Raw genomic sequence first — 25,785 nt, 5'->3', positions numbered from 1 at the left:
CCAGAAGCTTCGGCATAGAAACTGGCGATGGTTCGATTTTCTTTGGATGACTCACACCATGGATTACGATGGCCGGGATGATTTTAATAATCTTGTGTTGCGAGTTTTCTCCCTACTTGGATTGGTCACGGTTTTAAGTGGTTTTATATTGTGGTATATATCTTCTCCTACTGTTCGGAGATTCATAAAGACTAAAAAGAAAGTACGTATCCAATAAAAGTGATTGGTTTCACCCTATCGCCAGAATCTGCTGATTAAAGCGATGTCAAAACAGCTAATGTAGCGGTCCCTATTTTTGAGTATTTTTTCCATAAGCAACCGTCGATCGGGGCATAAAAGCTTTGTACTTTAAAAGACAATTCCGCGTTTATAAGATAACTTAAGATAAGTAGTGATGCTATTTTCAAAACAACCGGCAAAGCCCTTACTTGCCCTCACACAGGCATAAGTCGGTGCACTTAACCCTGATGCTACCGCGTCAGGCTTCATTAGTACCTCCTGGAGCCTGTTAGCTCGGAAATAAGAAGAAAAAAGGGTGCAACCGATTAAGCAGGGGAATTCTTAAATGGGAAAAGGGAACTTAAATCAATACCTGACCGACTTCATCCGGGATCTCAACTCGAGGAACTTCTTTTCAAACGCCTCTCTTTTGTAAAACTCTTCTTTCCCGCCTTCAAAGTCCACCAACCGCCTCCTGATAAATCCTTCACTGATACTAATATCTCTCATCATTATTTTCATCTGCTCATTTATCTTCTCTTTCCAGGCATCTTTTAACCCACTATACTGACAATACCGAATGAATAAATTCTCCTGGAAATCCATCACCCATGTCACCACCGTCAAATCAATAACTTCTGCCTTTGGTCCCTGCCGGGCACCGCTATAGAAATAACCGGAAGAGAATTCCAGCATATCATCAGCAACCTCCTCCTGATCGAAATAATCATACCCGGCGGTTTCTCTTAAAGGTGGTAATTCGATCATACTAATTTGGTTAAAAATGGGGGAAATCCCCCATAAAAGAAAAATCATATTCTGGTTTCTTTGCAGAACCCTAGTATCCGCCTATTTCCAGTAGCCCCCCAACTCGGAAATGGGCATACTTTCATCAATCAAAATAGTAAAAAGACCGAGGATAAAATGCTAGTAATCAAGCAATCTAATTAAAAGTTAACCTATTAATTTTTTCCTCAAATTATCTATATCCATTGATACTTTTGAATCAAGAACCCGGGCATATATTAGTGTTGTAGATATTTTATGATGGCCTAATAGTTTTGAAACTGTTTCTATAGGAACACCATTAGCAAGGGTTACGGTAGTGGCGAAAGTATGCCGGGCGGCATGGAAGCTTAGTTTCTTACTTATTTTGACTTTCACTGCGATTTCTCGTAAATACTGATTGATTTTCTGATTGGAATAAACCGGTAACAATTTATCAGTCCCATCAATTTTTGGATGATTTTTATAGTAATCCAGAATTTCCTGAGCTTCTTTTAATATGGGAATTCGCACAGACGTGTTGGTTTTACTTCTTCTGGTATAGATCCACTTATTGCCATCAACTCCTATATGCACATGATTTTTGGTCAGGGCTTTGACATCAGAATAAGTAAGGCCTGTATAGCAAGCGAAAATAAAAACATCCCTGTTTATTGATAAAACAGGTCTTTCAAAGGTTTCGTTCTTGATCTTTTCAAGTTCTAATTTAGTTAAATAAACCATATCTACTTTATCAAAGCGAAGCTTGAATCTTTTCGTAGGGTTCTTTTCAATCCAATCCAGATCTCCGGCTAAGCGCATCATCTTTTTAAAACGCTCCATATGCTTCATTACACCATTGTTGTGTAGTTTAGGCTTTGATCGGAGAAAGTTCTCAAAACCTAAAATAAATTCATAATTGATTTGCTTTAAAAAATACTCACTGGTTCTATAGTTTGTTAGAAGGTAATCCTCCAAATAATGACCAGTGGTATAATAATTTTTAAGAGTGCCTTTTTTAAGCACACTTATCATATTAGTGTTATGGTAATTAATTAGGTCTTGAAGACTTTTGTGTTTCACATCAGTACCAAGATATCGTGCCTTAACCAACTGAGATGTTACAAGTTGTCCTTCTCTTTGAAGTTCATCAAATGCCTTATAAAGAAGAGCCCGGGTCTGATCTATTTTTGAATTGAGCTGAATTACCTCTTTTGAAGAACCTGCTACCCTACAAGCATCCGGCAACCACTGCTCCACTGGCAAAGTTCTTTTAAGGCTTATTTCCAGCCTTCTTCCGTTAACCGTTATTCTGGTATAAAGATTAGCTATTTCAGGTTGATTTTTCTTTTTTCGAATAAAAAAGGAAATAATAAAAGTTTGATCGGTACGCATCATACTAGATTTTAAATGAAACAAAAATTGTAGTACGAAAATCAAACTAAAAACGCGGAACCAACCCGAAGGTTAATTATACTAAGATACTAAAAAAATAACTCACTTAGAACTCCCGATTTACTCACAAATTACCCAAAAAGTCTCGATTTATTCTTATTAAATTTAACATAATTTGTTAATATTTGAAATCAAACAAAAAAGGTAATTAAATGAATATCATATAATTACCCTTTATTTATGTTAAAATATTATGTTAAAAAGTCGGGATGACAGGATTTGAACCTGCGACCCCACGCCCCCCAGGCGTATACGCTACCAGACTGCGCCACATCCCGATTGAAAATTGCTCAACTTTAAATTTAAAAGGTTTCCTTGTATTATAATACTCAATTACCTTCCGGGGCAGCCTGTCCTGAGCGAAGACGAAGGGCCACATCCCGATTAATGCTTTGCAAATTAAACGGCTTCCCGTCAATTTTCAAAGAGAATGTTGTGTTTTTTAAAGTCAAATGCTGTAAGCACTTCAAACAGGGGTGATTAAAATATTAAGTTTAGTTAGCCTATTTATTTCTGCTGAGTTTGTTTCGAGCTTTTAAAGCTTCCTATTAACAATAGTTTAGATAGTAAGGAGTGCATTTTTTTCTATATTATGGAATCATCTGTTTTTAAAAGATTTTTAATTAAACCAATCAGGAGAAAATGGAAAAAAATGAGGAGACAAAATCACTCTTTGAGATCAAAGTTTCAGGATGGAAAATCATTCTGCTTAGGGTAAAGGACCAGATAGCCGAAGACAACGTAGGCATTGTATCAGCCGGGGTGGCCTTTTATGCTTTTCTGGCGATCTTTCCGGCACTTATGGCCCTAATCTCTATCTATGGACTCGCCATGAATCCCGAGAACGTGCAGAGTCAGATCAGCTACCTTTCTAACATGATGCCAGAGCAGGCTTTTAGTATAGTTGAGGCTCAGATAAATGAATTTACATCCACCTCGGGTAAAGCATTGAGCTGGGGGACAGCCCTCGGGATCATTTTCAGTTTATGGAGTGCCAATAAGGGTACAAAATCTCTTTTTACTGGTGTTGATATTGCCTACAATACCAATAACACCCGGAATTTTATTCGGCAAAACGCGCTCACGCTTCTATTTACTTTCGGGGCCGTCTTAATACTAATTTTGAGCATGGTTCTCATAGTGATCTTTCCTGCTTTGGTAGATCAGCTTGGTTTGCCTGAACGAATAGAAAGTCTTATTACCTGGTTGAGATGGGTGATTCTGGCGTTGCTGGTGGTATTTTTTCTTGGCATTGTATACAAGTACGCACCCGTAAGGCCCAATCCTTCCTTTCAAATGGTTTTCCCAGGTTCACTGGTAGCCACCCTGATATGGCTGGCAGCCTCCTGGGGTTTTTCTTATTATGTGAGCAATTTCGGAAGTTACGGGGAAGTTTACGGCTCCATCTCGGCTGTGGTTATCCTGATGCTCTGGCTGTTGCTTACCAGCTGGATGGTACTATTAGGTGCCGAACTAAATTCTGAAATTGAATGTTACGCAAAAAACAGCGGCAGATCCACGACAAAGGTAGTTGAAGAGTAATAGGGTCCTAATGATGATTTCATTCAGGAAAGCGGCTGCGGCTTAGGAAAACTTTTGTGATTTAAGATTTTAATAATTCAGGTCTATACTAATTTGGAGATCTCCACCCCCATATGAAAATTCAGCGTCAGAAAACGAAGGGGCACTCAATGAAATTTTGGCACCACTGGAAAAGCCATAGCCTTCTTTAGGTATCCCCAACTAATTAGTATCCAGTTCACCGTTGTGGTTTTCATCGTGGATTACGGCAATGGCGTATTTTCCCGGTTTTATATCTGAAAACTGAAAACTGGCATCTTTTCCTTTTATTTGTGTTATCATAACTTTGGATGCGAATTTCAGGAATTTATTGGGAAAGCCTTCGGGAGATTCAAAAATAGCACAGGCGATAACTCCGGTATTGTTATCAATGTTTTGAATTTTTACGTTAATGGCCGGGCATTCCGCCTGAGCAAGCCCATTTGACGGCAGCAAAATGAAGCTTAGAGCCACCCCAAAAAACAATTTTTGGAAAATCCGGGAAATTTCAGATTGGCCGGTTCTTTGGAAAAACGATTTGAAAGGTAAATTATTCAACATCCTAAGAATTTTAAATTTGACTTTATCTACAAAACGCAAAAAGGCTATCTATGAAAATATTCTTCTCAAACTAAGACCAAAGTTAGCCGCTATTATTCCTTACCTATAATCAATATACTAAAAACCTGAATCCAAAATTTATTTTTTATAGATATTTTTTATTTACCAGATGATTCACACTTTTTAATAACCGATGCCGGATGATCTAAAGGTAAAATAAAAATCTGAAATTGGATTCTCATACACATGCAAAATACTGCGAGCCTTTTCCAGAATCATCCCAGGATTTCGGATGGCACTAACCTGATTTCTGACCTGTAGCCATTAATAGTAACTCTTGCATAAATGGGTGCAAGAGAATCTTTTATTTTGGCTGTATTAAGCCAAAACAGGATGCGAAAAGTGGGTTTTGTTTCATTGCCTTTCATTTAGGTAACCGATTTAACATAATTGTAGAAAGTCAAATCACGCTAAAGCCCAAGGCTAAGGAAAGTTAAGAAAAAATAGGTAACCGATTAGGTAACTTTTTATTTGAAAAATTAAGAGAATTACCTCCCGCTAGTCGGTGATCCTGAGTGGGGAAAATGACAAAGAAAAGCCTGTAGGCTAATGCCTGCCCGGTCTTTTTTGTTGGCCTTGAGGCTTGAAAGCAAGCTTTCGCCTTGGACCAACAAAAAAGCCCCGCACTTTCCGTGCAGGGCTTTTCTTTGTCGGGGTGGCAGAACGCTTTTAAAACGCTGAGACCCCCAGTATTTATATGGTTTTACGCAGTTCCAATTTTTTGAACTCACGATTAACTCACAATTTAAATAGAACGTATTGGTGCAGTTTGATATTCTGACCTAACCAAATATACAAATAATTGGATTATTAATCCTCTCAAATTTATTGAAGGAAGGGTTTTAAAGTGCCGACTCACAAAATTCTAAAAGGCCATTATTTTAACTTCACATCTTTTCAAGTATAAACATTAGTTTTAAATGCTAAGATTTTGGAATCAAACCTGTTTTTCCAATTGAGTAAGAATTCAAGATGTGTGTCTGTGGACACAATCTTGATTACTCCCGATGGTCGCAATAAAAAAAGAGATGTTTAAGGGGTAAAGCTTCGAAAGTTTTTCAAGTTATTTTCCTAGGAAGTATCTGAGTGCACAAATCCAGAGTTTAAACTGCAAAATGCCATCAAAAAAGGCAGTATTTTTATACAATAATTATAAACTTACTTAAGCCGCTCCAATTCTTCATCTACATCCTCCAGGTTTGTGGAGGTTTCCAATTTTTTTCCGAAGGAATATTTTAACCCGATGGCTATTTCTTGCCCGTCAGCAAAAAACAGACTGTTGGTATGAATATTATTGATTTGATAGGTTTCCCCATAATTCATTTGTTGAAAAAGGTCATTAAAGTTTAAACTCACTTGCAATTTTTCAAAAATAGTTCTTGAAAAGGACGCCCCAATAATAAACATGGAGTTTCTTTTATAAATTCCTTCATATCGGGTGGTTTGTCCCCAAAAATTAATAGCGAACTGAGTCTTTGGAATTATATCGAATTCATTATTAGAATAATAATAAAGAAAAGGTTTTGCTTCGAATGCCTGAATTCCTGCCGCATCCATTGTTTCAGAATATGCCAATAGTAGCGTATTGGTTGAAGTCAGAAATTTATAGGTTACAGGTGCAGCAAGTTCCAGATACATTCCATTTTCCCTTTCCAAATTATTGGGAGACATAATTAAGCGCTCCATTTCTTCATTAAAATCAACACTATAATACACAGGGTCTTTCTCAGCGTAATAACCAGCCTCAAATGACAATTTTTTCCATTGATAATTCAGGGAAACTTCATCATTATACGTTGGTTTTAAATTAATGTTCCCGGAAAATTCCAGGAATGGATTTAGATAACCTGTAATTGAACTGGCATTTGAATAATTAGGTCTTTTAAGGCTTCTTTTATAATTTATCGATAACCGATTTTCGTTTTCCGTGGAATAATTGAGCTGTATTGATGGTAACCAATTGAGATTATTCCGATTTATCGCTGAATTTTGTTCCTTTTCATAATTTCCCTCCACTTGGCTTTCCTCTATTCTTAATCCCATTCGATATTCCCAATTTTTAAAGTTCCCTGAAAGATCAGCATAAGAAGCATAAACGGATTCTTCATAGCCGTAGTTTTGTGCTTCTGAATCGATAAAAGAATATGCATTTGCCTTGGCCAGTGCCAGGTTTGCTCCTAATTTAATATTTAATATCGAATTAAGTTTATTTTCATAATCAACACGCATACTGCCCCGTTTGATACCAAAATCCTGATCTCTTAAATCTGAAAATTCATATTCCTGCTGGTTGGTACTATTGTATATTTCCGTTTGCAAATCCTGTCCAAACCTTGAATATTGGCCACCCAGGAACAAAGTTTGCTCCTTGGAAAAAGATTTATTAAAGTTTAATTGGGAAGTCAGGTAGCTTTTCTGGGCTTTATTCTGGGTGAGTGTTAATATATCGGTACTTTGTAAACCGTCTTTTAAAAAAGTTTCTGTTTCTATGGGAAAGTCCTCACTATCGGTCCTGAAATTGATGCCTGTTGACAGTTTGGTGTCTTCATCTAGATCAAAGGATAAGTTAAGCCCGGAAACGAATTGAGGTCTTGGCGCAGATGTAACTACTTTATATCTGGAATAAATATCCTCGTCCAGGAGCGTAAATTCTGATTGATTGCTTTCCCAATGATGTAACCGATTATATTCAAAATTAGCAGTAAGGGCAAATTTATTTTTTCTATAATTTAGTGCGGTTGAAGCATAATTATTAAACCTTCTTTTAAAAGATGCTGTTTCTGTTAAACTAACATTAAATCCATTTTCTAGATTATTTTTTAGATGTACTACAATTACGCTTGTCCCGTCGGCTTCATATTGAGCACCTGGATTATTTATAATCTCGATATTTCTAATATTGGTCACTGGAATAGAATTCAATTCCTGAAATTGAATTTGTTGGTTTCCGAGATAAATTAACGGTGTTCCCTGCCCCAATAGTTGTAATTCTTCACCATCTGGACTAATCTGAACTTTAGGAAGTTTTGCCAGCACGTCTTTAGTTTGTGAGAGTGTTTCAAAAACAGAGTTTTCAACATTTATATTAATATTGCCGTCTTTATAGGTTAGTGTTTTTCGCTTAGCAGTTATCTGTACTTCATCCAGATGATCAGGAAGACTTTCCAATTTAATGTCAACCTGTTGGTCTTTATCCAAATCAATAGTTTCTTCAAAAATTTCATAATTGAGTACTTCAACTTTTAACCGATATGTGCCACTTTCAGCACTCAAAGAAAAATTCCCATTTTCGACAATACTGAAATTGATAAGCTGTTCTTGATCGTTTAATAAATAGGCTTGCCCCAGGGAAGTATTTTCATTCTGTTCATTTTCGACATTTCCATATAATGTAAATTTATTTTGACTAAAGCCGGACAAACTGAAGATCAAACAAATAATAATAGCTAATTCTTTCATTTCAAAATTTTGAAACGAAGTAACCATTTGAGGGGGTAAATAAATTGAATTTTAAGGCTGAAAAAAGGACTAGTACTGGTAGGAGATTAAGAGTTGGCCTGTAGTTCCTTTCGATTTTTAACCCCTAATTTACTATAGATGTTGGAAGTATGCGTTTTTACGGTACTTAGGCTGATAAAAAGTACTTCGGCAATTTCCTTATTTGTTTTCCCGTCCTGTATCAAGTTTTTCACCTTTTTTTCCTGATTGCTCAAAGGTGGATATGAAGGTTTTTCCTTTTTATTTTTGAAATAACCAAAGGTCAATCCGCCTATAGCTATTAAACCGACGAAGTTTAGAATAAGGCTTGTTTGATATTTTTCATTCGCCTGTTCAAGGCTTACTTTCCTTATTTTATTTTCAAAATATAAATAGGTTCGGGAAGGCAGTTCACTTTGTTCAAACTCGTCTAGTAAGGCTAAATAATATTCTTCATTCTGGATAATATCTTTTACCAAGAGTCCTTTCCTGTCCAGCGTTTCAAGACCTTTAAGTTTGACGATTAAAATTTGAGTGGAATCTTTCAGATAGGCTTTGGTTTGCGCTAAATAATTTTCGGCATCATAATCTGCCCTTAAATCAATCTCAAAAAGCCGGTAATCCAGCCAGGCTTTTTCGGCATTGCTACCCCAAACTTTGTTTTCACTTTTTGTCTCACCATTAAGTATAGATTCTTCAAAATTCCTGAGAGTATCCTCCAAGGCTTGTTTTTCTTCTCGAGCTATCGATTTTTCCTCTTTTTGAAGAAAATGCTCAGAACTATCAAGCGGTTTGCAGTATCCTTTCATACTTAGGAGTATGGTGGATAAAATTATAAATGGTGAAATCTTGAAAATTTTCATCGAAAAAAATATAGGATAAAGTTAATACTGTTTTTTGAAACATTAAAAATGACCAGGCATTTACTTTTTTCATCTTAAACATTTTCCTTTTGCTGCTGAGAAGTAAAAATATCTTAGATCATAATGAATAAGAAGTTATGTACGTTTCATTTACTTCTTTCGGCGCCATCACTGTTTAGTATCATAATTAGATTGTTTAAGTTCATCTATAGATTCTTTAAGTTCGCTAATTTCACCAATAAATTCCCTTGTAATTTCAATATTTACATATTGCAGGAAATCGGATAAATTTTCATCGTATTCTTTACCAAAGTTAGATTTGAACTGGTCTTTTTTGTTTGTGTAATAAAAGTCTGCCAGATTTACTCTCCCAAAAATGGAGGTATTTAATGCAAAAATCTTGAATGACTAACATCGGTTTTTGCATCTCTGGATGATAGCCCTTTCATTTTTTTAAACCTTTGCAACCATCGGGCGCAAAGCAAGATTGTCATTACAATGACACATCTTGCTTTCCTTTTATTTTATGCATTTTTTTGAGAACGAGCTACTGATTCATTTTTATACTTTCGAGGTTTAACTTAAAGAAAAATATTAACCGTTTAAGATCGCCATCACTGAAATAATAAAATTTACTTTTTTCATCTTGAGCATTTTCCTTTTGCCGGCGAAAAGAAAAAATATGTAGATCAGGATGAACTGGTTTATTCCGTTATTTTTATTTACTTCTTCCAGTGCCATCGCATTACCTTTTGATGCTTCTTCATCTTCAAGCTTTAAAATTATAGAGGAGCTATAAATAGCAAAGCGGTTTATGCGCTCCGGTTAATTTCAAAGCTTGTTTTTTTAGCATCGAAAGATAAGGTGATGTAAGAAGGTTTTGAAAATAAAACTGAAATTCTGATCGGTGAATGACATTCTATTTTTCATTTTTTATAAAAAATTCACCGTCGTTACTGGCCTGAGAGAGTTTTTTTATAAAAAGTTCGAAATTCAGCCTTTTCACATGTCTTGTCCCTAAAATATTTTTGGTATAATTGCATAGATTTTGGTAACAATTATTTATTCAAACGATAATTGTTAAAAAGGGAATCCAGTGAAAATCTGGAACTATACCCGTAGCTGTAAGCTCCTGAGCTTTTAACATTCAATGCCACTGTTATATTTAATGGGAAGGCGTTAAAAGTGGAGTAAGTCAGAAGACCTGCCTCAATCAAATTAATCAGAGCTTTCGGGTGAAAGGCAATGAGGTTGGTAACTAAATGTAAGTGCAATTCAATGCCCACATTTAGTAATTTCTTCATACATCATTCCCAGAGAGTTCATAGTGTTTAACTTATTTATTTAAATAACCTATGGGCAAAAAAATGATTTTAACGGGATGTTATTTATTTTATTCCGCAATAACATTCGCACAAACTCCAGAATCAAAAGAACAGCAACAAGATTCCGTTAAAGCAACAAGGCAGCTTAAAGAAGTTGTTATCACTGGAACTCGTTTTAAAATTCCCGTGGAAAAATCAGGTAAAACAATTTATACGATTTCTCCGGAATCCATCGAGCACAACGCAGGAAAAACTGTTGTTGATCTTTTAAACGAAGTACCAGGTATACAAATGGAAGGCAACTTCAGTTCGCCAGGAACAAATATAGGAACATTTGTAAGGGGCGGGGGAAATAAAAATGTCTTAATCCTTATTGATGGTGTTCCGTTAAACGATCCTTCCGGCAGCAGCGCTACATACGATTTAAGATTGTTGTCTATTAATCTAATCGAGTCCATAGAGGTTTTAAAAGGTGGTTTGAGCACTTTATATGGTACAGGAGCATCTTCAGGAGTAATTAACATAAAACTCAAAGAAAATAATATCAACGAGAAAATAACAGGAGGTATTGACGTGAATTATGGTTCATACCAGACCTTTAATACTAGTGCCAACGTAAATGGCCAATTAAATAAATTCTCTTATCTGATAGTCGGGAGTTATTTAAATTCCCAAGGGTTTTCAGCAGCCTCAGATGAAAATGCCACCACAGATTTTGACAAGGACGGAATGAACAAAGCAAATATTCTTACCAAGTTGGGCTACCGGTTTTCTGATAATTTTAAACTGGATGGTATTGCTGCCTATGATGAATTTAAAACAGAATACGACCAAAGTGCTTTTACAGATGCCGATAACAAACAATACGGAAAAATGTTTAGGTTAGGATTAACCCCTACTTATAAGTATGCAAAAGGATTTGTTGAGTTAAAGACTATTTATGCCGAGAACAATCGCGATTTTATAAGTAGTTACCCAACTTCGTATAAGGGCAAGAACTTACAGTTGGACTTAAACAATAAACACCAATTTACATCAGAATTTACGGCGTTGTGGGGTGTAAATCTTCAAAAATTTGAATACGAGCAGGATGATGTTGTAAACTTTGATGATAGTGATTTTACAATCCTAGACCCATATGCTTCCTTATTTTATGAAAACAAAAATGGCTTTAATTTACATATAGGAGTACGCTTAAATTCACATTCTGTGTATAATTCAAAATTCATCTATAATATTAATCCAAGTTATATAATAAACTTGGCTGAAAACGCCAAAGTGAAACTGTTTTCCTCGTTATCAACAAGTTATGTTACACCAACGGGATACCAATTGTTTTCAAATTATGGTAACAAAAATTTAGAACCTGAAGAATCTTTGAATACAGAATTCGGAAGCTCCTTTTACTTTGGCAGTACCTTAGAATTCAACATCGCCTATTTTAACCGCAAAGAAACAAACCCAATTGATTTTGTATTCTTGTTTGATGGTGATGGAAATTATATAGGTGGGGAATATCAAAACATTTCAGATAAAAGAAATATAGAAGGTGTTGAAATGGATGTTACCTATAATTTTTCCAAAACAATTTCTTTGTTGGCAAATTATGCTTACATAAATAATGAAGTCACGGCAGCATTTTACCGTATTCCAAAGCATAAGGCGGGAGCGACTTTAAATGTAAATATTCAACAGAGCACGTCAGTGTCTGCCAAATATAACTTTACGGGGAAACGTACCGTATTTGATTTCAGTACTTCTTCAGAAATTAGTTTATCGGAATATAGCCTTTTCGATATTTATGCCCAACATAAATTGTCAAACGATAAACTTACGGTTTATGGAGCTGTAAATAACTTATTCGATAAAGACTTCGTGAGCCTCTATGGCTTTACCACAAGAGGAAGAAATTATAATATAGGATTTAAGTTTAATTTTTAAAACAAAAGAAAATGAAACAAAAAATGAACATTCGAATTTTAGCATTAGTTGGCATTACCTTCCTGGTTGGAGCTTTTCGTATACTACAAACAACCGGGCACACACCAATGTCCAACTTTACCCCAATAGGTGCTATGGCATTGTTTGGGGGAGCCTATTTTCTCCAAAATTCCCGAGCCTATCTTTTTCCCTTGTTAACCTTGTTTATGAGCGATATCGTATTGATGCAAACAGTTTACGACGGTTACGGCAATGGGTTTTTGTATGAAGGATGGCTTTGGACGTATGTGGCATTTGGACTTATGGTATTTTTAGGAAGGAATATCATTAAGAAAGTAAATGTGAAAAATGTATTATTGGGAGGTTTTTTAGCAGGTCTGACACATTTTATCATTGTGGATTTTGGCGTGTGGCTTGGTGGTGGTCTCGATGTTACAACAGGATTACCTTATACAAGAGATGCTGCTGGTTTACTAAAATGTTACACCTTGGCTATCCCCTTTTTTAAAAATATGCTTGCCGGAAACCTAATTTATGGCGCCATTCTGTTTGGAGGGTATGAACTTGCCCAATTGCGGTTTCCTGTACTTCGCCCTGCAGGACTGTAATGGCAGAAAGACCTAAAACATGCCCTAATTGCAATAGAGACTTTAGCTGCTATAGTGAAGGTTGTTGGTGCAATAATATGCCCAGGATTATTCAATTTGATAGTGTAAAGAATTGTTATTGTCCGCAGTGCCTAAAAGAAATTGTTATCGCGAAAATTAAAGAATTCACTAAGGATTTGTCGCCACATAATTTTAAAGAAATAAAAGCGCTGGGTAAAGCGGAAATACCCGTTGAAGGAATTGATTATTATATGAACAAAGACAAGCTTTTTGTTTTTACCGCTTGGTACCATTTACGTCGAGGCAGCTGTTGTACCAACAACTGCAAACACTGTCCCTATAAATCACAAATTGTATGATATATTATATAACAGGAGGAGAACGTTCGGGCAAAAGTCGTTATGCTCAAAACCTGGCATTGGAATTATCCAATTCACCTTATTATTTGGCAACCTCAAGGGTATGGGATGGTGATTTTGCGGAACGTGTAAAACGTCACGTCTCCGACCGTGATGAACGATGGACCACCATTGAAGAAGAAAAATACATAGGAAGTATAGACATAGACGGAAAAACAGTGGTAATAGACTGTGTTACTTTATGGTTGACGAATTGGTATTTGGATACTGAAAACAATGTAGAAGAATCATTGAAAAAAGGAAAAGAAGAACTGAATAAACTTTTTAATAAAGAAGCCAATATCATTGTCATTTCAAACGAAATAGGTATGGGAGTTCATGCACAAACAAAAATGGCAAGGAAATTTACCGAACTGCAAGGTTGGATGAACCAATTTATCGCCCAAAAAGCAGATCAAGCGATTTTTATGGTTTCCGGGCTACCGGTAAAACTTAAATAAATGGAGAAAATTAAATCAATATTCAACTGGAGTGGCGGAAAAGACAGTTCTCTGGCTTTATACCACATACTAAGAGAAGGGAAATATGATGTAAAGGCATTAATGACCACCGTAAATGCCAAATACGACAGAATATCCATGCATGGCGTCCGTAAAGAGTTGCTTTATGCTCAAGGCAAATCTATTGGCATCCCCGTTAAAGAAATCAGGTTGCCGGAAATGTTATCAATGTCAGCCTATGATGAAACAATGAAAAATGTGCTCACAGATATCAAGAAACAAGAAATTACCCACAGTATTTTTGGTGATATTTTTTTGGAGGACTTACGTGAATACAGAGAAAGCAGATTAAACGAAGTAGGCCTAAAAGGACACTTTCCACTTTGGAAAAGAGATACTACGGAGCTTGTGTATGAGTTTATCGATTTAGGCTTTAAAACCGTTGTCGTTTGCGTGAAATCTGAACTGTTAGGCGAAGAATTTGCTGGTCGTGTCATCGATAAAGACTTTTTAAAGGACTTGCCAAAAGGAGTTGACCCTTGTGGAGAAAACGGCGAGTTTCACACCTTTGTGTTTGATGGACCAATCTTTAAAGAACCTATTAAATATGAATTAGGAGAAAAAGTTTTTAAAGAATATAAAGCACCTGAAAATAAGAAAGATAGTTGTTTTTCAAATTCAGATAAAAAATCATCTGGATTCCATTACTGCGATTTAATACCTGTATAGCATGAAGGTTATTAGTTCCTGGAGTGGTGGAAAAGACAGTTGTTACGCCTTGATGCAAACCTTAAAAGGCGATAACAAACCTGAGGTCATTTTAAATATGATGAATGAAAACAAAAAGGTGTCGCGTTCACACGGATTACCATTAATTATATTGCATCAGCAAGCCAATGCTATGGGAGTTCCATTTATCGGTATTCCCAGTACTTGGGGCGATTATGAAAAAAATTACATTCAAGCCCTGGATGATATAAAAGTAAAATTTAATATAGGAGGTGTTGTTTATGGTGATATAGATCTTCAACCTCACAGGGAATGGGAAGAAAAAGTCTGTAGATCTGCTGGTTTACAAGCAATTTTACCGCTATGGCAACACGATAGAAAACAATTGGTTTTCAATATGATAGATAGTGGGATTAAAGCCATTATTGTATCGTGCAACTCCTTTTTAGGATAAAAATTCTTAGGAAGAGAAATTACAAAAGAACTGGTAGACGAACTGGAAAACCTTGGCATTGATGCTTGTGGCGAAAATGGTGAATATCATACAGCGGTCATAGATTGTCCTTTGTTTTCAAAACCAGTAGAATTACCGCCATATAAAAAGGCAGTATATAGAGGGTATTGTTTTTTAACGTGGGATTCATGGAGTCAATAATGAGCATTTCTCAACCAAAATAATTAGATATTGAAAACTAAAGACATACAAAAATCTAAATAGATGAAATTCAACATTAAACCAATATCATCTGCCCTTGATACAGCCATAAAATCTAAAATAGGCTCAAAAACCAAGCCCCTTGGGGCTTTAGGAAAACTTGAAACCATTGCATTTAAAATTGCCCGCATTCAGCAAACACTAATACCACAATTACAACACCCCACAATTATTGTTTTTGCTGCCGATCATGGCATTGCAAAAGAAGGATTGGTAAATTCCTATCCGCAAGAAGTCACTTTTCAAATGGTGATGAATTTTTTGTCCGGTGGAGCAGCAATTAACGTATTTGCCAATCAGAATAATATCAATCTCAAAATAGTTGATGCAGGTATTAATTATGACTTCGGAAAGATAGAAGGCTTAATCGATACCAAAATTGCAATGGGGACAGAGAATTATCTGTTAACCACGGCTATGAGGGAACAGCAATGCGATAAGGCTTTAGTGAAAGGAGCAGAATTGGTACAATCTATTTTTGATCGCGGAAGTAATGTGGTTGGTTTTGGTGAAATGGGAATTGGCAATACATCGTCGTCAGCCTTATTAATGAGTATGATTTGTAATATTTCAATTGTCGATTGTGTCGGTAACGGAACAGGTGCTAATAGCGAACAATTAGAGTTAAAGATTAAAACTTTAGTTCAAGTTTTAGAAAAACATAGCCATGTAGATACTACAAACCCACTTGAATTATTGCAAACTTTTGGAGGTTTTGAAATTGCTCAAATGTGCAGTGGTATGCTAAAAGCAGCAGAACTAGGTATGGTCATTTTAGTTGACGGGTTTATTTCCAGTGCAGCCATATTAGTAGCGCAAAGCATCAATAAAAATGTATTGGATTATGCTATTTTCACGCATCATTCCGATGAACAGGGTCATACAAAAATGTTGGAATTTATGAAGGTAGAACCCGTAATGAATTTAGGTATGCGTTTAGGAGAGGGTTCAGGTATAGCTGTATCGTATCCTATTATTGGAGCTGCCGTTAATTTTTTAAACAAAATGGCAAGTTTTGAAAGTGCCCAAGTTTCTAATAAAGTAAAACCGTGAAAAGGGAAATTCGCATATTATTTACGGCACTTATGTTCTTTACACGCCTTCCTTGTCCAAAGTGGACAGACCATGATCCTGTTTATCTGAAAGAAAGTGGGCGTTATTTTTCTTTGATTGGTTGGATTGTCGGAGCCATTTCGGCAGGTGTTTTTTTGGTTTCAAACTTGTTGTTTTCAATTGAAATTTCAGCAGTTTTAAGCATAGCGGCATCCATTGGTTTAACAGGAGCGTTTCACGAAGATGCTCTGGCAGATGTTGGTGATGGCTTTGGAGGCGGATGGACCAAAGAGAAAATCATTCTGATTATGAAAGACCCTCGGTTGGGAACTTTCGGAGTCCTGACTATTATGTTGGTTGTTTTACTCAAAATTTTCGCCCTAGCGGATATGCCCGTTCACCAAATTCCTTTGGTAATTCTTTCGGGGCACGTATTGAGCAGATTGGTTGTATCTAGAATGTTGGCTAGAGGAAATTATATATCTAACCATACAAACTCAAAATCAGAAACAGCAGCCAGTAAATTATCTACACGTTCATTGCTCATCAATTTTATTATAGGCCTTTCAATATTATGCTTTTTTAAAAATTGGTGGGTGTTTTTGACGCTTTTGCCTATGTTTATTACCGAAGCCTTGTTATATCGTTATTATAAAAAATGGATAGGAGGCTATAATGGCGATTGTATTGGTGCAGTCCAACAAATTACAGAATTGGTGTTTTATTTAAGTGTTTTGATGCTATGGAAATTTATCTAATACGCCACACAACACCTAAAATAGAAAAAGGGATTTGCTATGGGCAGTCGGATATTCCGTTAGCTCCCAGTTTCGAATTGGAAGCACAAAAAATTATACAAGAAAATACTTTTTTAGATAGTGATTGCTTGGTATACTCAAGCCCTTTGCAACGTTGTAGATTATTGGCACAAAAACTATTTCCCAGAGCTAAGATTGTATATGACAATAGACTTAAAGAACTTGATTTTGGAGTCTGGGAGTTACAGGCTTGGAATGAAATAAACCCATCGGAGCTTCAAGTTTGGATGGACGATTTTGTAAAAATACGTTGCCCAAAAGGCGAATCATATACTGATTTAAACCATCGGGTTATAGATTTTAAACAATCGCTGAAAATAAATACACCTACAAAAATAGCTATCATAACCCATGCAGGAGTTATTCGAGCTTTTTTAGCACAACATAATAACATTGCCCTAAAAGATTCCTTTCAATATAAGGTCCCTTATGGAGTGGTTACAGTCATTTCTTGACACATATAGGAATATCTCATAAAGTGTAATTTCACGTTCAGAAACTAATTCTAAACCAGTATTTAAACCAAGTCTACATCAAACTTCTTGAATGGCATAAGCAATGCTGCTTTGAAAAGAAGAAGATATCGGCCTTGAATATCAAAGCGTGGTATTTGGGCAACTATAAGGAGCATTCTTCACAATCTTGATTGATGCATTACATATATACCATGGTTTTAGTTTAGCTAGGACGCGGACTATAGAGAAATCTCTTAAGGGGCATAAAAAATGAACTTGGTCAAGTATAAATTTTTTATTTCCGAAAAAATTCCGTTACATTTGAAAACGTAAGCTTTAGGGGTGCTGATTTTTAAAATTGGCTGAGATAAAACCCTTTGAACCTGATCCGGTTAATACCCGCGAAGGAAAAAGTGTTATCTACATACTTTCTACCATAATTCCATTTTGAAGGAATTATGGTTTGTATTTACTTTTTTCTTTAGGGAATCCCCCTGCAGTTTACAGCTATTAAATATAAAACAAATGATAACTGTAAACGTAAACAACACCGCCCACACTTTTAATTCACCATCCAATCTTCAGAACCTGTTGACGCAGCTTAATATTTCTGAAAAAGGAATTGCTGTAGCTGTCAATAATCAGATTATTTCTCGAAGCGACTGGAACCGGCGTGAACTTGCTGAAGGTGAAAACATACTCATTATCAGGGCCACTCAGGGAGGATAAATGTGCTTCGGAAGAATTTCCGTAAGCCAGAACATACCAACATTAAAAAGAAGTAATTATGAAAAAGGACCAGTCTCCAAAGCAACAAATCATTAGCCGTGCACCTTTTCCCAATTCCGAAAAGATTTATGTAAGCGGAAAGATCCATCCGGACATAAAAGTCCCGATGCGGAAAATATCCCTTAGCGACACAGTGGATAAATTCAACGGGGAAGTAGAAAAAAACGATCCTGTGTTGATCTATGACACCAGCGGTGCTTACACAGATCCAAGGGTAGAGATCGATGTGCGGAAAGGACTAAAGCCTGTTCGCAATAGCTGGATTGCCGGCCGGGAAGATGTAGAGCAACTACAAGGACTTTCTTCAGCCTACGGACGCGAAAGGGAAAGCAATGAGAAGCTGGACGAGCTTCGTTTTAAAAGAAACAGAAAACCACTTAAAGCAAAGCCAGGTCAGAATGTGACTCAAATGCACTATGCCAGGAAAGGGATTATCACTCCAGAAATGGAATACATTGCCATTCGCGAAAACCAGAAGCTGGAAGAGATAAACCAAATTTCAGAACAACATCCCGGGAACAGTTTTGGAGCCAGTATTCCAAAGGTAATCACCCCGGAATTTGTGCGTGATGAGGTCGCTCGCGGAAGAGCAATTATTCCTTCCAACATCAACCACCCTGAAAATGAGCCGATGATTATTGGCCGCAACTTCCTGGTAAAGATTAACGCTAACATCGGGAATTCTGCCGTGTCCTCTTCTATTGAAGAAGAAGTGGAAAAAGCGGTCTGGGCCTGCCGTTGGGGAGCAGATACGATCATGGATCTTTCCACCGGTAAGAACATCCACGAAACACGGGAATGGATCCTTAGAAACTCACCGGTGCCTATTGGAACTGTGCCTATTTATCAGGCCCTGGAAAAAGTAAACGGAAAAGCCGAAGATCTTACCTGGGAAATTTTCAGGGATACGCTTATAGAGCAGGCTGAGCAGGGAGTGGATTATTTCACTATTCACGCAGGTGTGCGTTTGGCTTACGTTCCACATACTGCGAAACGGGTAACAGGACTGGTTTCCCGCGGAGGTTCCATAATGGCAAAATGGTGTTTGGCGCACCACAAGGAAAGTTTCCTGTACACGCATTTCGAAGATATTTGTGAGATCATGAAAGCTTATGATGTTTCTTTTTCCCTTGGAGACGGGCTACGTCCCGGTAGTATTGCTGATGCTAATGATTACGCGCAATTTGCCGAGCTTGAAACCCTGGGGGAGCTTACAAAAATTGCCTGGAAACACGATGTGCAATGTATCATTGAAGGCCCAGGTCATATCCCGATGCACATGATCAAAGAGAATATGGATAAACAACTGGAGGTATGTGGGGAAGCTCCTTTCTACACTTTAGGCCCACTGACCACTGATATCGCTCCCGGCTACGACCACATCACCAGTGGGATTGGCGCGGCGATGATCGGTTGGTTTGGTTGTGCGATGCTATGTTATGTGACGCCAAAAGAGCATTTGGGGCTACCGAATAGGGACGACGTAAAAGAAGGAGTAATCACCTATAAAATCGCTGCACACGCTGCAGATTTGGCGAAAGGACACCCCGGAGCACAGCACAGGGATGATGCCCTGAGTAAGGCCCGATTCGAATTCAGATGGGAAGATCAATTTAATCTGGCGCTTGACCCGGCTACCGCAAGATCTTATCACGACGAGACTTTACCTTCTGAAAATGCCAAAGTAGCCCATTTCTGTTCTATGTGCGGACCTAATTTCTGCTCTATGAAAATTACGCAGGACGTTCGGAAATTCGCGGAAGAAAACGGAATGGATACGCAGGAGGCTATCGAAGAAGGAATGAAGAAAAAATCGGAAGAATTTAAGGAGAAAGGAAGCCAGGTTTATCTATAGCAGAGACTCAGATGCTAATCCTTTTTACTTCGGAAGAAAGCAATAGTACTGAAAAGGAACAGCTCATTCATTTTTTTGAGAATGGGCTGCCCCTTCTACACGTTCGCAAACCCGGAATGACGGAAGAAGAACTGAAATTATGGTTATCACGATTTGAAGAAAAATACCTTCGGAAAATGGTACTTCATCAACATCATCATTTAGCTGAAGTCTTTCCGGTAAAAGGAACTCATTTAAAAGAAAGTTTCCGGAGCAAAAAAGAAGGTTTAACCGAATATATTGAGCGGTTCCAATCGGGTGGATTTACGGTGAGTTCATCCTTTCACGATCCCGAAAAAGTGAAATCTGAAGCTTCCGCCTTTGATTATGTTTTTTTGAGTCCGGTGTTTACTTCTGTTTCAAAAAAACAATATGAAGGACAGGCCTTTAATGTGGAAATAATGCCCGGTAAAGTAATCGCTTTAGGCGGAATTGAAGCAGATAAAATATCCAAAACAGAAGAAATGGGATATGCCGGAGTAGCAGTATTGGGAGCTGTATGGCTCGCGGAAAACAGGAACAAGGCTTTTACTGAAATCCATAATGAATACAGAAATGTCTACCACTAGCAGACCATTTGTTTTAAGCATAGCAGGATTCGATCCATCGGGCGGAGCCGGATTGCTGGCAGATATCAAAACTTTTGAAATGCTCGGCTGTTATGGATTGTCGGTGAATACTGCAAATACGATTCAGAATGATAAAAAATTCGAAGCCTGTCACTGGACTTCTGAAGCTATTATCCTTCAGCAACTGGAACTTTTACTGGAAAGCTTTCCTGTGGAAGTCGTAAAAATTGGTATTGTGGAGAACCTTCAGGTCCTGAATAAAGTGATTGACAAACTGCTGATTAGGAACCAAAATATTAAGATTATCTGGGACCCTGTATTAAAATCCAGTAGCGGATTTTCATTTCAGGAGCCACAAGAATTCCAGGAGAATCTGGAATCGGTTCTGGAAAGGGTTTTCCTTGTCACTCCGAATTTTAATGAATTAAAAATGTTTCATCCTGAATTGCATCTGGAAGAAACGATCCGGAAAATAAGCAGCCAAACCAATCTACACCTTAAAGGAGGTCATAGAATGGCAAATATCGGCCTGGACGAACTGTTCAGCACAGAAGGTGAGTGCCTGAGCTTTAAACCCGGCCAAACCGACTGTTCAGAAAAGCACGGTAGCGGATGCATTTTATCATCGGCACTTGCAGCACAATTGGCTTTGGATGATTCCCTTCCGATGGCTGCTCAAAAAGCAAAAAACTACATCGAAAAAGTATTAGCATCAAATAAAACATTATTAGGATACCATAACACATGATTTCACACTTACATTATATATCACAGGGAGAAGACTCCGAAGAACACTTGGAAAACATCCGCCGGATGTGTGCCGCCGGTGCAGACTGGATTCAGTTGCGCCTCAAAAATGAATCTTTTGAGAAGGTTCTTGAAACAGCAAAAGCAGCAAAAAATATCTGTGATGAATTTCAGGCGAGATTGATCATTAATGACTTTCCGGAGGTGGCAAAAAAGGTGGATACCGATGGTGTACATCTGGGAAAACAAGACAGCTGCCCATTGGAAGCCAGAAAACTCCTGGGGCCGGATAAGATTATTGGGGGAACGGCAAACACACTGGAGGATTGCGAGATCTTATGCGAAAAGCAGGTAGATTACATAGGTCTCGGACCCTTCCGTTTTACAACGACCAAAAAGAAACTCAGTCCAATATTGGGCGCAGAAGGTTACCGGAAGCTGCTAAGCAACCTTCGTGCTAACGGAAAATCAATTCCGGTGATCGCTATTGGAGGGATTATTCCGGAGGATCTTCCGATTTTAGCAGAAAGCGGAGTTCACGGCGTGGCTATTTCCGGATGGCTTACTACGCATCCGCAGCCCGAAATGATCTTTCGGGAAATCCAAAAACAATTCTCAGAAAAACAATTATGAGCAAAACAGATCAACTAAAAATAGCAGATAAAACATTTTCTTCCCGCTTATTTACGGGAACCGGAAAATTCAGCTCTTCAGAAGTAATGCAACAGGCGGTTTTGGCTTCAGAAAGTGAACTGGTGACAGTAGCTTTAAAAAGAGTAGAACCGGGGAATGACGATGATCAAATGATCGCTGCCTTAAAAGATCCTTACATAAATCTTCTTCCTAATACCTCGGGCGTTCGGAATGCCAAAGAAGCCGTATTTGCCGCTCAAATGGCAAGGGAAGCCCTGGAAACAAATTGGGTAAAAGTGGAGATACATCCAGATCCGAAATATTTACTTCCGGATCCTATAGAGACTTTAAAAGCCTGCGAAGAACTGGTGAAATTAGGCTTTGTGGTAATGCCATACATCCATGCTGACCCCGTTTTGTGCAAACGACTTGAAGAGGTGGGAGCGCAATGTGTGATGCCTCTGGGAGCACCAATAGGCAGCAACAAAGGCTTAAAAACACAGGATTTCTTGGAGATTATTATTGAACAGAGCAATGTGCCGGTTATCATAGATGCGGGAATCGGAAGTCCGTCTCACGCCGCTCACGCGATGGAAATAGGTGCCGATGCCGTTTTGGTGAATACTGCAATCGCAGTTTCTCCCAATCCGGTGGAAATAGCAAAAGCCTTTAAACTTGCTGTGGAAGCAGGAAGAATCGCCTACACCGCGAAACTGGCTCCACAAAAAGAACAAGCCGAAGCAAGTAGTCCGTTAACACAATTTCTTTATGAATAGTTTCAAACATACCTTAAGCGAATATTCCTGGGATGAGGTGCTGCAAAGCATTTTCTCCAAAACAGAATCCGATGTGCGTTCTGCGCTGCAAAGCAGGAAGAGGGATCTGGAAGATTTCAAAGCGCTCATCTCTCCTGCCGCAAAGCCTTTTCTGGAAGAAATGGCGCAGCAGAGCAAGACGATCACCAAAAAGCGCTTCGGAAATACGATGCAGATGTACGCTCCTATGTACCTGAGCAATGAATGCCAGAATATTTGCACCTACTGTGGGTTCAGTATGACGAATAAAATCCCCCGGAAGACCTTGACCGATGCCGAAATAATAAAGGAAGCCGAATTTTTAAAGTCAAAAGGATATGATCATATTCTGCTGGTGACAGGTGAGGCAAATAAGACTGTGGGCGTCGATTATATGTGTAATGCTGTTAAACTATTGAGACCTTACTTCTCCAATATTTCCATTGAAATTCAGCCACTGGATGAGGAGGAGTATGAAAAACTGATTGAAAACGGACTTTATGCCACACTGGTTTATCAGGAAACCTATCACCGCGAAACTTATAAGATACATCACCCAAAAGGTAAAAAATCAAATTTTGATTATCGACTGGAAACCGCTGATAGACTTGGAAGATCTGGTATCCATAAAATTGGAATAGGTGCACTCTTTGGATTAGAAGACTGGCGAGCCGATAGCTTTTTCACTGCTTTACATCTCAAATACCTGCAAAGAACGTATTGGAGAACGAGATATTCCATTTCTTTTCCAAGGTTGCGGCCTTTCAGCGGCGGACTCGAACTAAAAGTGGAGATGACAGATCCCGATCTGCTTCAGGTTATTTGCGCTTACAGGTTGCTGGATGAAGAGGTGGAATTGTCTATTTCCACACGGGAAAATGAAATTTTCAGGAATAACATCGTTCACCTGGGAATTACTTCGATGAGTGCCGAATCAAAAACAAATCCCGGAGGTTATGTGGTCGAGCCGCAATCTCTGGAACAGTTCGAAATTTCGGATGAAAGAAGTACAGAAATTATCGCGAAAATGCTTTCTGAAACCGGAATAGAACCTGTCTGGAAGGACTGGGAGAAAAGCTGGTAAAGTATGTTGACAGAAAAAGAAAAGCAGCGTTATCTACGGCACATACTATTGAAAGAAATAGGTGAAGCAGGGCAATCAAAACTGAAGCAGGCAAAGGTCCTGGTGATTGGAGCCGGCGGACTTGGCTGTCCCACTTTACAATACCTGGCAGCCGCCGGATTAGGAAAAATAGGAATTATAGATGATGACCTTGTAGACAGCTCAAATTTACAGCGGCAGATTCTTTTTTTAGAAAAAAATGTAGGGGAGCCAAAAGTAGTAGCGGCTAAAAACCGGCTTCAGGAGATGAATTCTTCGATAGAATTAGTGGCTTATAATGAGAGACTGACAGCAAAAAATGCAGTTGATTTATTTTCCGTTTACGACATTATAGTGGAAGGAAGTGATAATTTCACCACCAAATACCTGGCCAACGATGCCGCAGTCCTTACAGGGAAACCCTTGGTGTTTGGCTCGATTTCCAAGTTTGTCGGACAGGTATCGGTGTTTAACTACCAAAATGGCCCTACTTACAGATGCCTTTTTCCGGAATCCGGTTCTTCTGAAGAGATGCCCTCCTGTAGTGAAGTGGGTGTTTTGGGAATTTTACCCGGAATTATTGGAAACCTCCAGACGAATGAAGTGTTAAAAATGATATTAGGAATCGGCAATATTTTATCTGGAAAACTACTCCTGTTTGATGCACTCGAAATGCAAACCCAGATTTTGGCGTTCTGTAAAAATCCTGATATGATGGTAAATGAATTAGAAGAAATCGATTCTTCATGCGGGACTACCACTTTAGAATCAATTTCTTATCAGCAATATAATTCTGCTCCCAAAAACTATACGCTATTGGACGTTCGCACTGCGAAAGAGCGGGCAATCAGGCACATCGGAGGATTACATATTCCCCTTCTTGAAATACAGAAAAGGTACAGCGAATTAGCTCACGAAGACAATTTACTGGTCTATTGCGCATCCGGCATAAGAAGTTTAAAAGCCATTTCCATACTTAAGGAGTATTTGTCCAAGAAAAAAATGTACAACTTGGATGGGGGCTTAAAAAAGGTAAAACTTTGAATCTGTTCATTTAAATGGATTTTTTCAAGTCATATACCCGAGAGGTAAATGATTAATTTTTTAATTACCTAATTTCAGCCTTAAATTATCGATATCACTGGAAATTTTAGAATCAATAACCCTAGCGTAAATTTGGGTAGTTGATAATTTTGTATGACCCAACAGTTTAGATACCGTTTCTATGGGAACGCCATTAGCCAAAGTTACCGTTGTAGCAAAAGTATGGCGGGCTGCGTGGAAACTTAATTCCTTATCGATTTTCACCACTTTGGTAATTTCCCGTAAATATTGATTGGTTTTCTGATTGGAATAGACCGGAAGTAAAATATCACTCGAATGTACTTTTGGATGGTCCTGGTATTTATCAAGAATACGTTCGGCTTCTTTCAACAGTGGAATTCTGAGTATCGTATTGGTTTTTATCCTTCGGGTGTAAATCCATTTATTCCCATCCACCCCAATTTGAATATGCTTTTTCTTTAGCTCCTTGACATCGCCATAAGGCAATCCGGTATAACAACAAAATACGAAAATGTCACGGTTGATGGTATGGGTAGATCTTGTGAACTTTTTGTCTTTTATTTTTTGTAATTCTGCTTTAGAAAGGTAGACCATATCTACCTGTTCAAAGCGGAGTTTAAACCTTTTAGTGGGGTTCTTCTCAATCCAATCTAAATCTTCGGCCAGGCGCATCAATTTTTTAAAGCGTTCCATATGTTTCATTACTCCGTTATTTTGAAGGCTAGGCAA

24 protein-coding genes, 1 tRNA gene, 3 pseudogenes and 2 riboswitches are annotated in these 25,785 nt (G+C 37.9%); of the genes and pseudogenes, 19 read left to right on the top strand and 9 right to left on the bottom strand.

Going from position 1 to position 25,785, the window contains the following annotated elements; all coding sequences use genetic code 11:
* Positions 1-217: pseudogene (locus BM266_RS17280) on the top strand (hypothetical protein); the annotation flags it as partial.
* 368 nt (positions 218-585) lie between these two features.
* On the opposite strand, the gene BM266_RS16240 reads toward BM266_RS17280, so the two are convergent.
* From BM266_RS16240 to BM266_RS16230, 3 genes are all read right to left on the bottom strand, one after another.
* Positions 586-987: a hypothetical protein gene (locus BM266_RS16240; protein ID WP_093411525.1), complete on the bottom strand. Its 402-nt coding sequence runs from the start codon at positions 985-987 to the stop codon at positions 586-588.
* A gap of 186 nt (positions 988-1,173) precedes the next feature.
* Positions 1,174-2,382 carry a site-specific integrase gene (locus tag BM266_RS16235; RefSeq protein WP_317040984.1) on the bottom strand — a complete coding sequence of 403 codons (1,209 nt, stop codon included), beginning with the start codon at positions 2,380-2,382 and terminating at the stop codon, positions 1,174-1,176.
* 261 nt (positions 2,383-2,643) lie between these two features.
* A tRNA-Pro gene (locus tag BM266_RS16230) sits at positions 2,644-2,717 on the bottom strand.
* A 364-nt stretch (positions 2,718-3,081) separates the two neighbouring features.
* On the opposite strand from BM266_RS16230, the gene BM266_RS16225 reads away from it, so the two are divergent.
* A complete protein-coding gene (locus tag BM266_RS16225) occupies positions 3,082-3,981 on the top strand; it encodes a YihY/virulence factor BrkB family protein (protein WP_093411524.1) in 900 nt (299 codons plus the stop codon).
* Between the two features lie 69 nt (positions 3,982-4,050).
* Here the strand turns inward: BM266_RS16225 and BM266_RS16220 are convergent.
* From BM266_RS16220 to BM266_RS17215, 5 genes and pseudogenes are all read right to left on the bottom strand, one after another.
* Positions 4,051-4,560: pseudogene (locus tag BM266_RS16220) on the bottom strand (DUF2141 domain-containing protein).
* 275 nt (positions 4,561-4,835) lie between these two features.
* The gene (locus BM266_RS17220) at positions 4,836-4,988 is read right to left on the bottom strand and encodes a hypothetical protein (RefSeq protein ID WP_175494832.1); all 153 of its coding nucleotides are present in this window, start codon (positions 4,986-4,988) and stop codon (positions 4,836-4,838) included.
* A 790-nt stretch (positions 4,989-5,778) separates the two neighbouring features.
* Positions 5,779-8,079: an outer membrane beta-barrel family protein gene (locus BM266_RS16215; protein ID WP_175494831.1), complete on the bottom strand. Its 2,301-nt coding sequence runs from the start codon at positions 8,077-8,079 to the stop codon at positions 5,779-5,781.
* 86 nt (positions 8,080-8,165) lie between these two features.
* Positions 8,166-8,906 (bottom strand): response regulator transcription factor, encoded by a 741-nt coding sequence (locus BM266_RS17535; RefSeq protein WP_175494830.1) that lies wholly within the window; start codon positions 8,904-8,906, stop codon positions 8,166-8,168.
* 648 nt (positions 8,907-9,554) lie between these two features.
* Entirely contained in the window at positions 9,555-9,701 is a 147-nt protein-coding gene (locus tag BM266_RS17215; RefSeq protein ID WP_175494828.1) for a hypothetical protein, read from the bottom strand.
* 291 nt (positions 9,702-9,992) lie between these two features.
* Positions 9,993-10,186: riboswitch (cobalamin riboswitch) on the top strand.
* A gap of 129 nt (positions 10,187-10,315) precedes the next feature.
* Between BM266_RS17215 and BM266_RS16205 the strand changes: the two genes are divergently transcribed.
* The 17 genes and pseudogenes from BM266_RS16205 (at position 10,316) to moeB (ending at position 25,035) form a co-directional block, all read left to right on the top strand.
* Positions 10,316-12,226 (top strand): TonB-dependent receptor plug domain-containing protein, encoded by a 1,911-nt coding sequence (locus BM266_RS16205; protein ID WP_217648172.1) that lies wholly within the window; start codon positions 10,316-10,318, stop codon positions 12,224-12,226.
* An 11-nt stretch (positions 12,227-12,237) separates the two neighbouring features.
* Positions 12,238-12,834: a DUF6580 family putative transport protein gene (locus BM266_RS16200; protein WP_093411521.1), complete on the top strand. Its 597-nt coding sequence runs from the start codon at positions 12,238-12,240 to the stop codon at positions 12,832-12,834.
* Positions 12,834-13,193, top strand: coding sequence for a C1orf53 family protein (locus BM266_RS17510; RefSeq protein ID WP_175494829.1), 360 nt, complete (start codon positions 12,834-12,836; stop codon positions 13,191-13,193). Before BM266_RS16200 ends, BM266_RS17510 begins: the two co-directional genes overlap by 1 nt.
* Positions 13,190-13,693: a bifunctional adenosylcobinamide kinase/adenosylcobinamide-phosphate guanylyltransferase gene (locus tag BM266_RS16190; RefSeq protein WP_093411519.1), complete on the top strand. Its 504-nt coding sequence runs from the start codon at positions 13,190-13,192 to the stop codon at positions 13,691-13,693. The genes BM266_RS17510 and BM266_RS16190 overlap by 4 nt, the downstream gene beginning before the upstream one ends.
* A complete protein-coding gene (locus tag BM266_RS16185; RefSeq protein WP_093411518.1) occupies positions 13,694-14,422 on the top strand; it encodes a Dph6-related ATP pyrophosphatase in 729 nt (242 codons plus the stop codon).
* A gap of 1 nt (position 14,423) precedes the next feature.
* Positions 14,424-15,077: pseudogene (locus tag BM266_RS17445) on the top strand (Dph6-related ATP pyrophosphatase).
* 63 nt (positions 15,078-15,140) lie between these two features.
* Positions 15,141-16,190 carry a nicotinate-nucleotide--dimethylbenzimidazole phosphoribosyltransferase gene (gene cobT, locus BM266_RS16170; protein WP_093411515.1) on the top strand — a complete coding sequence of 350 codons (1,050 nt, stop codon included), beginning with the start codon at positions 15,141-15,143 and terminating at the stop codon, positions 16,188-16,190.
* 32 nt (positions 16,191-16,222) lie between these two features.
* A complete protein-coding gene (cobS, locus tag BM266_RS16165; protein WP_245760477.1) occupies positions 16,223-16,948 on the top strand; it encodes an adenosylcobinamide-GDP ribazoletransferase in 726 nt (241 codons plus the stop codon).
* Complete coding sequence (gene cobC, locus BM266_RS16160) at positions 16,933-17,463, top strand: alpha-ribazole phosphatase family protein (protein WP_093411513.1); 531 nt, start codon at positions 16,933-16,935, stop codon at positions 17,461-17,463. The genes cobS and cobC overlap by 16 nt, the downstream gene beginning before the upstream one ends.
* 328 nt (positions 17,464-17,791) lie before the next feature.
* Positions 17,792-17,890, top strand: a riboswitch (TPP riboswitch).
* A gap of 98 nt (positions 17,891-17,988) precedes the next feature.
* Entirely contained in the window at positions 17,989-18,192 is a 204-nt protein-coding gene (gene thiS / locus BM266_RS16155; protein WP_093411526.1) for a sulfur carrier protein ThiS, read from the top strand.
* A 58-nt stretch (positions 18,193-18,250) separates the two neighbouring features.
* Positions 18,251-20,107, top strand: coding sequence for a phosphomethylpyrimidine synthase ThiC (gene thiC, locus BM266_RS16150; RefSeq protein WP_093411512.1), 1,857 nt, complete (start codon positions 18,251-18,253; stop codon positions 20,105-20,107).
* Between the two features lie 11 nt (positions 20,108-20,118).
* Positions 20,119-20,715 (top strand): thiamine phosphate synthase, encoded by a 597-nt coding sequence (locus tag BM266_RS16145; RefSeq protein WP_093411511.1) that lies wholly within the window; start codon positions 20,119-20,121, stop codon positions 20,713-20,715.
* Positions 20,702-21,463 (top strand): hydroxymethylpyrimidine/phosphomethylpyrimidine kinase, encoded by a 762-nt coding sequence (locus tag BM266_RS16140; RefSeq protein ID WP_093411510.1) that lies wholly within the window; start codon positions 20,702-20,704, stop codon positions 21,461-21,463. The genes BM266_RS16145 and BM266_RS16140 overlap by 14 nt, the downstream gene beginning before the upstream one ends.
* The gene (locus tag BM266_RS16135) at positions 21,460-22,095 is read left to right on the top strand and encodes a thiamine phosphate synthase (RefSeq protein ID WP_093411509.1); all 636 of its coding nucleotides are present in this window, start codon (positions 21,460-21,462) and stop codon (positions 22,093-22,095) included. The genes BM266_RS16140 and BM266_RS16135 overlap by 4 nt, the downstream gene beginning before the upstream one ends.
* The gene (locus BM266_RS16130) at positions 22,092-22,871 is read left to right on the top strand and encodes a thiazole synthase (protein ID WP_093411508.1); all 780 of its coding nucleotides are present in this window, start codon (positions 22,092-22,094) and stop codon (positions 22,869-22,871) included. The genes BM266_RS16135 and BM266_RS16130 overlap by 4 nt, the downstream gene beginning before the upstream one ends.
* Positions 22,864-23,973 carry a 2-iminoacetate synthase ThiH gene (gene thiH, locus BM266_RS16125; RefSeq protein WP_093411507.1) on the top strand — a complete coding sequence of 370 codons (1,110 nt, stop codon included), beginning with the start codon at positions 22,864-22,866 and terminating at the stop codon, positions 23,971-23,973. The genes BM266_RS16130 and thiH overlap by 8 nt, the downstream gene beginning before the upstream one ends.
* A gap of 3 nt (positions 23,974-23,976) precedes the next feature.
* Positions 23,977-25,035, top strand: coding sequence for a HesA/MoeB/ThiF family protein (gene moeB, locus BM266_RS16120; protein ID WP_093411506.1), 1,059 nt, complete (start codon positions 23,977-23,979; stop codon positions 25,033-25,035).
* A 60-nt stretch (positions 25,036-25,095) separates the two neighbouring features.
* Here the strand turns inward: moeB and BM266_RS16115 are convergent.
* The coding region (locus BM266_RS16115; RefSeq protein WP_139220677.1) for a site-specific integrase at positions 25,096-25,785 on the bottom strand (690 nt) is incomplete at its 5' end.

Origin of the sequence: Salegentibacter flavus (assembly GCF_900115145.1) — a bacterium.
Lineage (GTDB): Bacteria > Bacteroidota > Bacteroidia > Flavobacteriales > Flavobacteriaceae > Salegentibacter > Salegentibacter flavus.
This window is presented reverse-complemented; position numbering and strand designations above follow the sequence as displayed.

Bases quoted from the DNA above. Each gene is read 5' to 3' on its own strand.
- BM266_RS16240 (WP_093411525.1), bottom strand. From the start codon at position 987: ATGATCGAATTACCACCTTTAAGAGAAACCGCCGGGTATGATTATTTC.
- BM266_RS16235 (WP_317040984.1), bottom strand. From the start codon at position 2,382: ATGATGCGTACCGATCAAACTTTTATTATTTCCTTTTTTATTCGAAAA.
- BM266_RS16225 (WP_093411524.1), top strand. From the start codon at position 3,082: ATGGAAAAAAATGAGGAGACAAAATCACTCTTTGAGATCAAAGTTTCA.
- BM266_RS17220 (WP_175494832.1), bottom strand. From the start codon at position 4,988: ATGAAAGGCAATGAAACAAAACCCACTTTTCGCATCCTGTTTTGGCTT.
- BM266_RS16215 (WP_175494831.1), bottom strand. From the start codon at position 8,079: ATGAAAGAATTAGCTATTATTATTTGTTTGATCTTCAGTTTGTCCGGC.
- BM266_RS17535 (WP_175494830.1), bottom strand. From the start codon at position 8,906: ATGAAAGGATACTGCAAACCGCTTGATAGTTCTGAGCATTTTCTTCAA.
- BM266_RS17215 (WP_175494828.1), bottom strand. From the start codon at position 9,701: ATGGCACTGGAAGAAGTAAATAAAAATAACGGAATAAACCAGTTCATC.
- BM266_RS16205 (WP_217648172.1), top strand. From the start codon at position 10,316: ATGGGCAAAAAAATGATTTTAACGGGATGTTATTTATTTTATTCCGCA.
- BM266_RS16200 (WP_093411521.1), top strand. From the start codon at position 12,238: ATGAAACAAAAAATGAACATTCGAATTTTAGCATTAGTTGGCATTACC.
- BM266_RS17510 (WP_175494829.1), top strand. From the start codon at position 12,834: ATGGCAGAAAGACCTAAAACATGCCCTAATTGCAATAGAGACTTTAGC.
- BM266_RS16190 (WP_093411519.1), top strand. From the start codon at position 13,190: ATGATATATTATATAACAGGAGGAGAACGTTCGGGCAAAAGTCGTTAT.
- BM266_RS16185 (WP_093411518.1), top strand. From the start codon at position 13,694: ATGGAGAAAATTAAATCAATATTCAACTGGAGTGGCGGAAAAGACAGT.
- cobT (WP_093411515.1), top strand. From the start codon at position 15,141: ATGAAATTCAACATTAAACCAATATCATCTGCCCTTGATACAGCCATA.
- cobS (WP_245760477.1), top strand. From the start codon at position 16,223: ATGTTCTTTACACGCCTTCCTTGTCCAAAGTGGACAGACCATGATCCT.
- cobC (WP_093411513.1), top strand. From the start codon at position 16,933: ATGGAAATTTATCTAATACGCCACACAACACCTAAAATAGAAAAAGGG.
- thiS (WP_093411526.1), top strand. From the start codon at position 17,989: ATGATAACTGTAAACGTAAACAACACCGCCCACACTTTTAATTCACCA.
- thiC (WP_093411512.1), top strand. From the start codon at position 18,251: ATGAAAAAGGACCAGTCTCCAAAGCAACAAATCATTAGCCGTGCACCT.
- BM266_RS16145 (WP_093411511.1), top strand. From the start codon at position 20,119: ATGCTAATCCTTTTTACTTCGGAAGAAAGCAATAGTACTGAAAAGGAA.
- BM266_RS16140 (WP_093411510.1), top strand. From the start codon at position 20,702: ATGTCTACCACTAGCAGACCATTTGTTTTAAGCATAGCAGGATTCGAT.
- BM266_RS16135 (WP_093411509.1), top strand. From the start codon at position 21,460: ATGATTTCACACTTACATTATATATCACAGGGAGAAGACTCCGAAGAA.
- BM266_RS16130 (WP_093411508.1), top strand. From the start codon at position 22,092: ATGAGCAAAACAGATCAACTAAAAATAGCAGATAAAACATTTTCTTCC.
- thiH (WP_093411507.1), top strand. From the start codon at position 22,864: ATGAATAGTTTCAAACATACCTTAAGCGAATATTCCTGGGATGAGGTG.
- moeB (WP_093411506.1), top strand. From the start codon at position 23,977: ATGTTGACAGAAAAAGAAAAGCAGCGTTATCTACGGCACATACTATTG.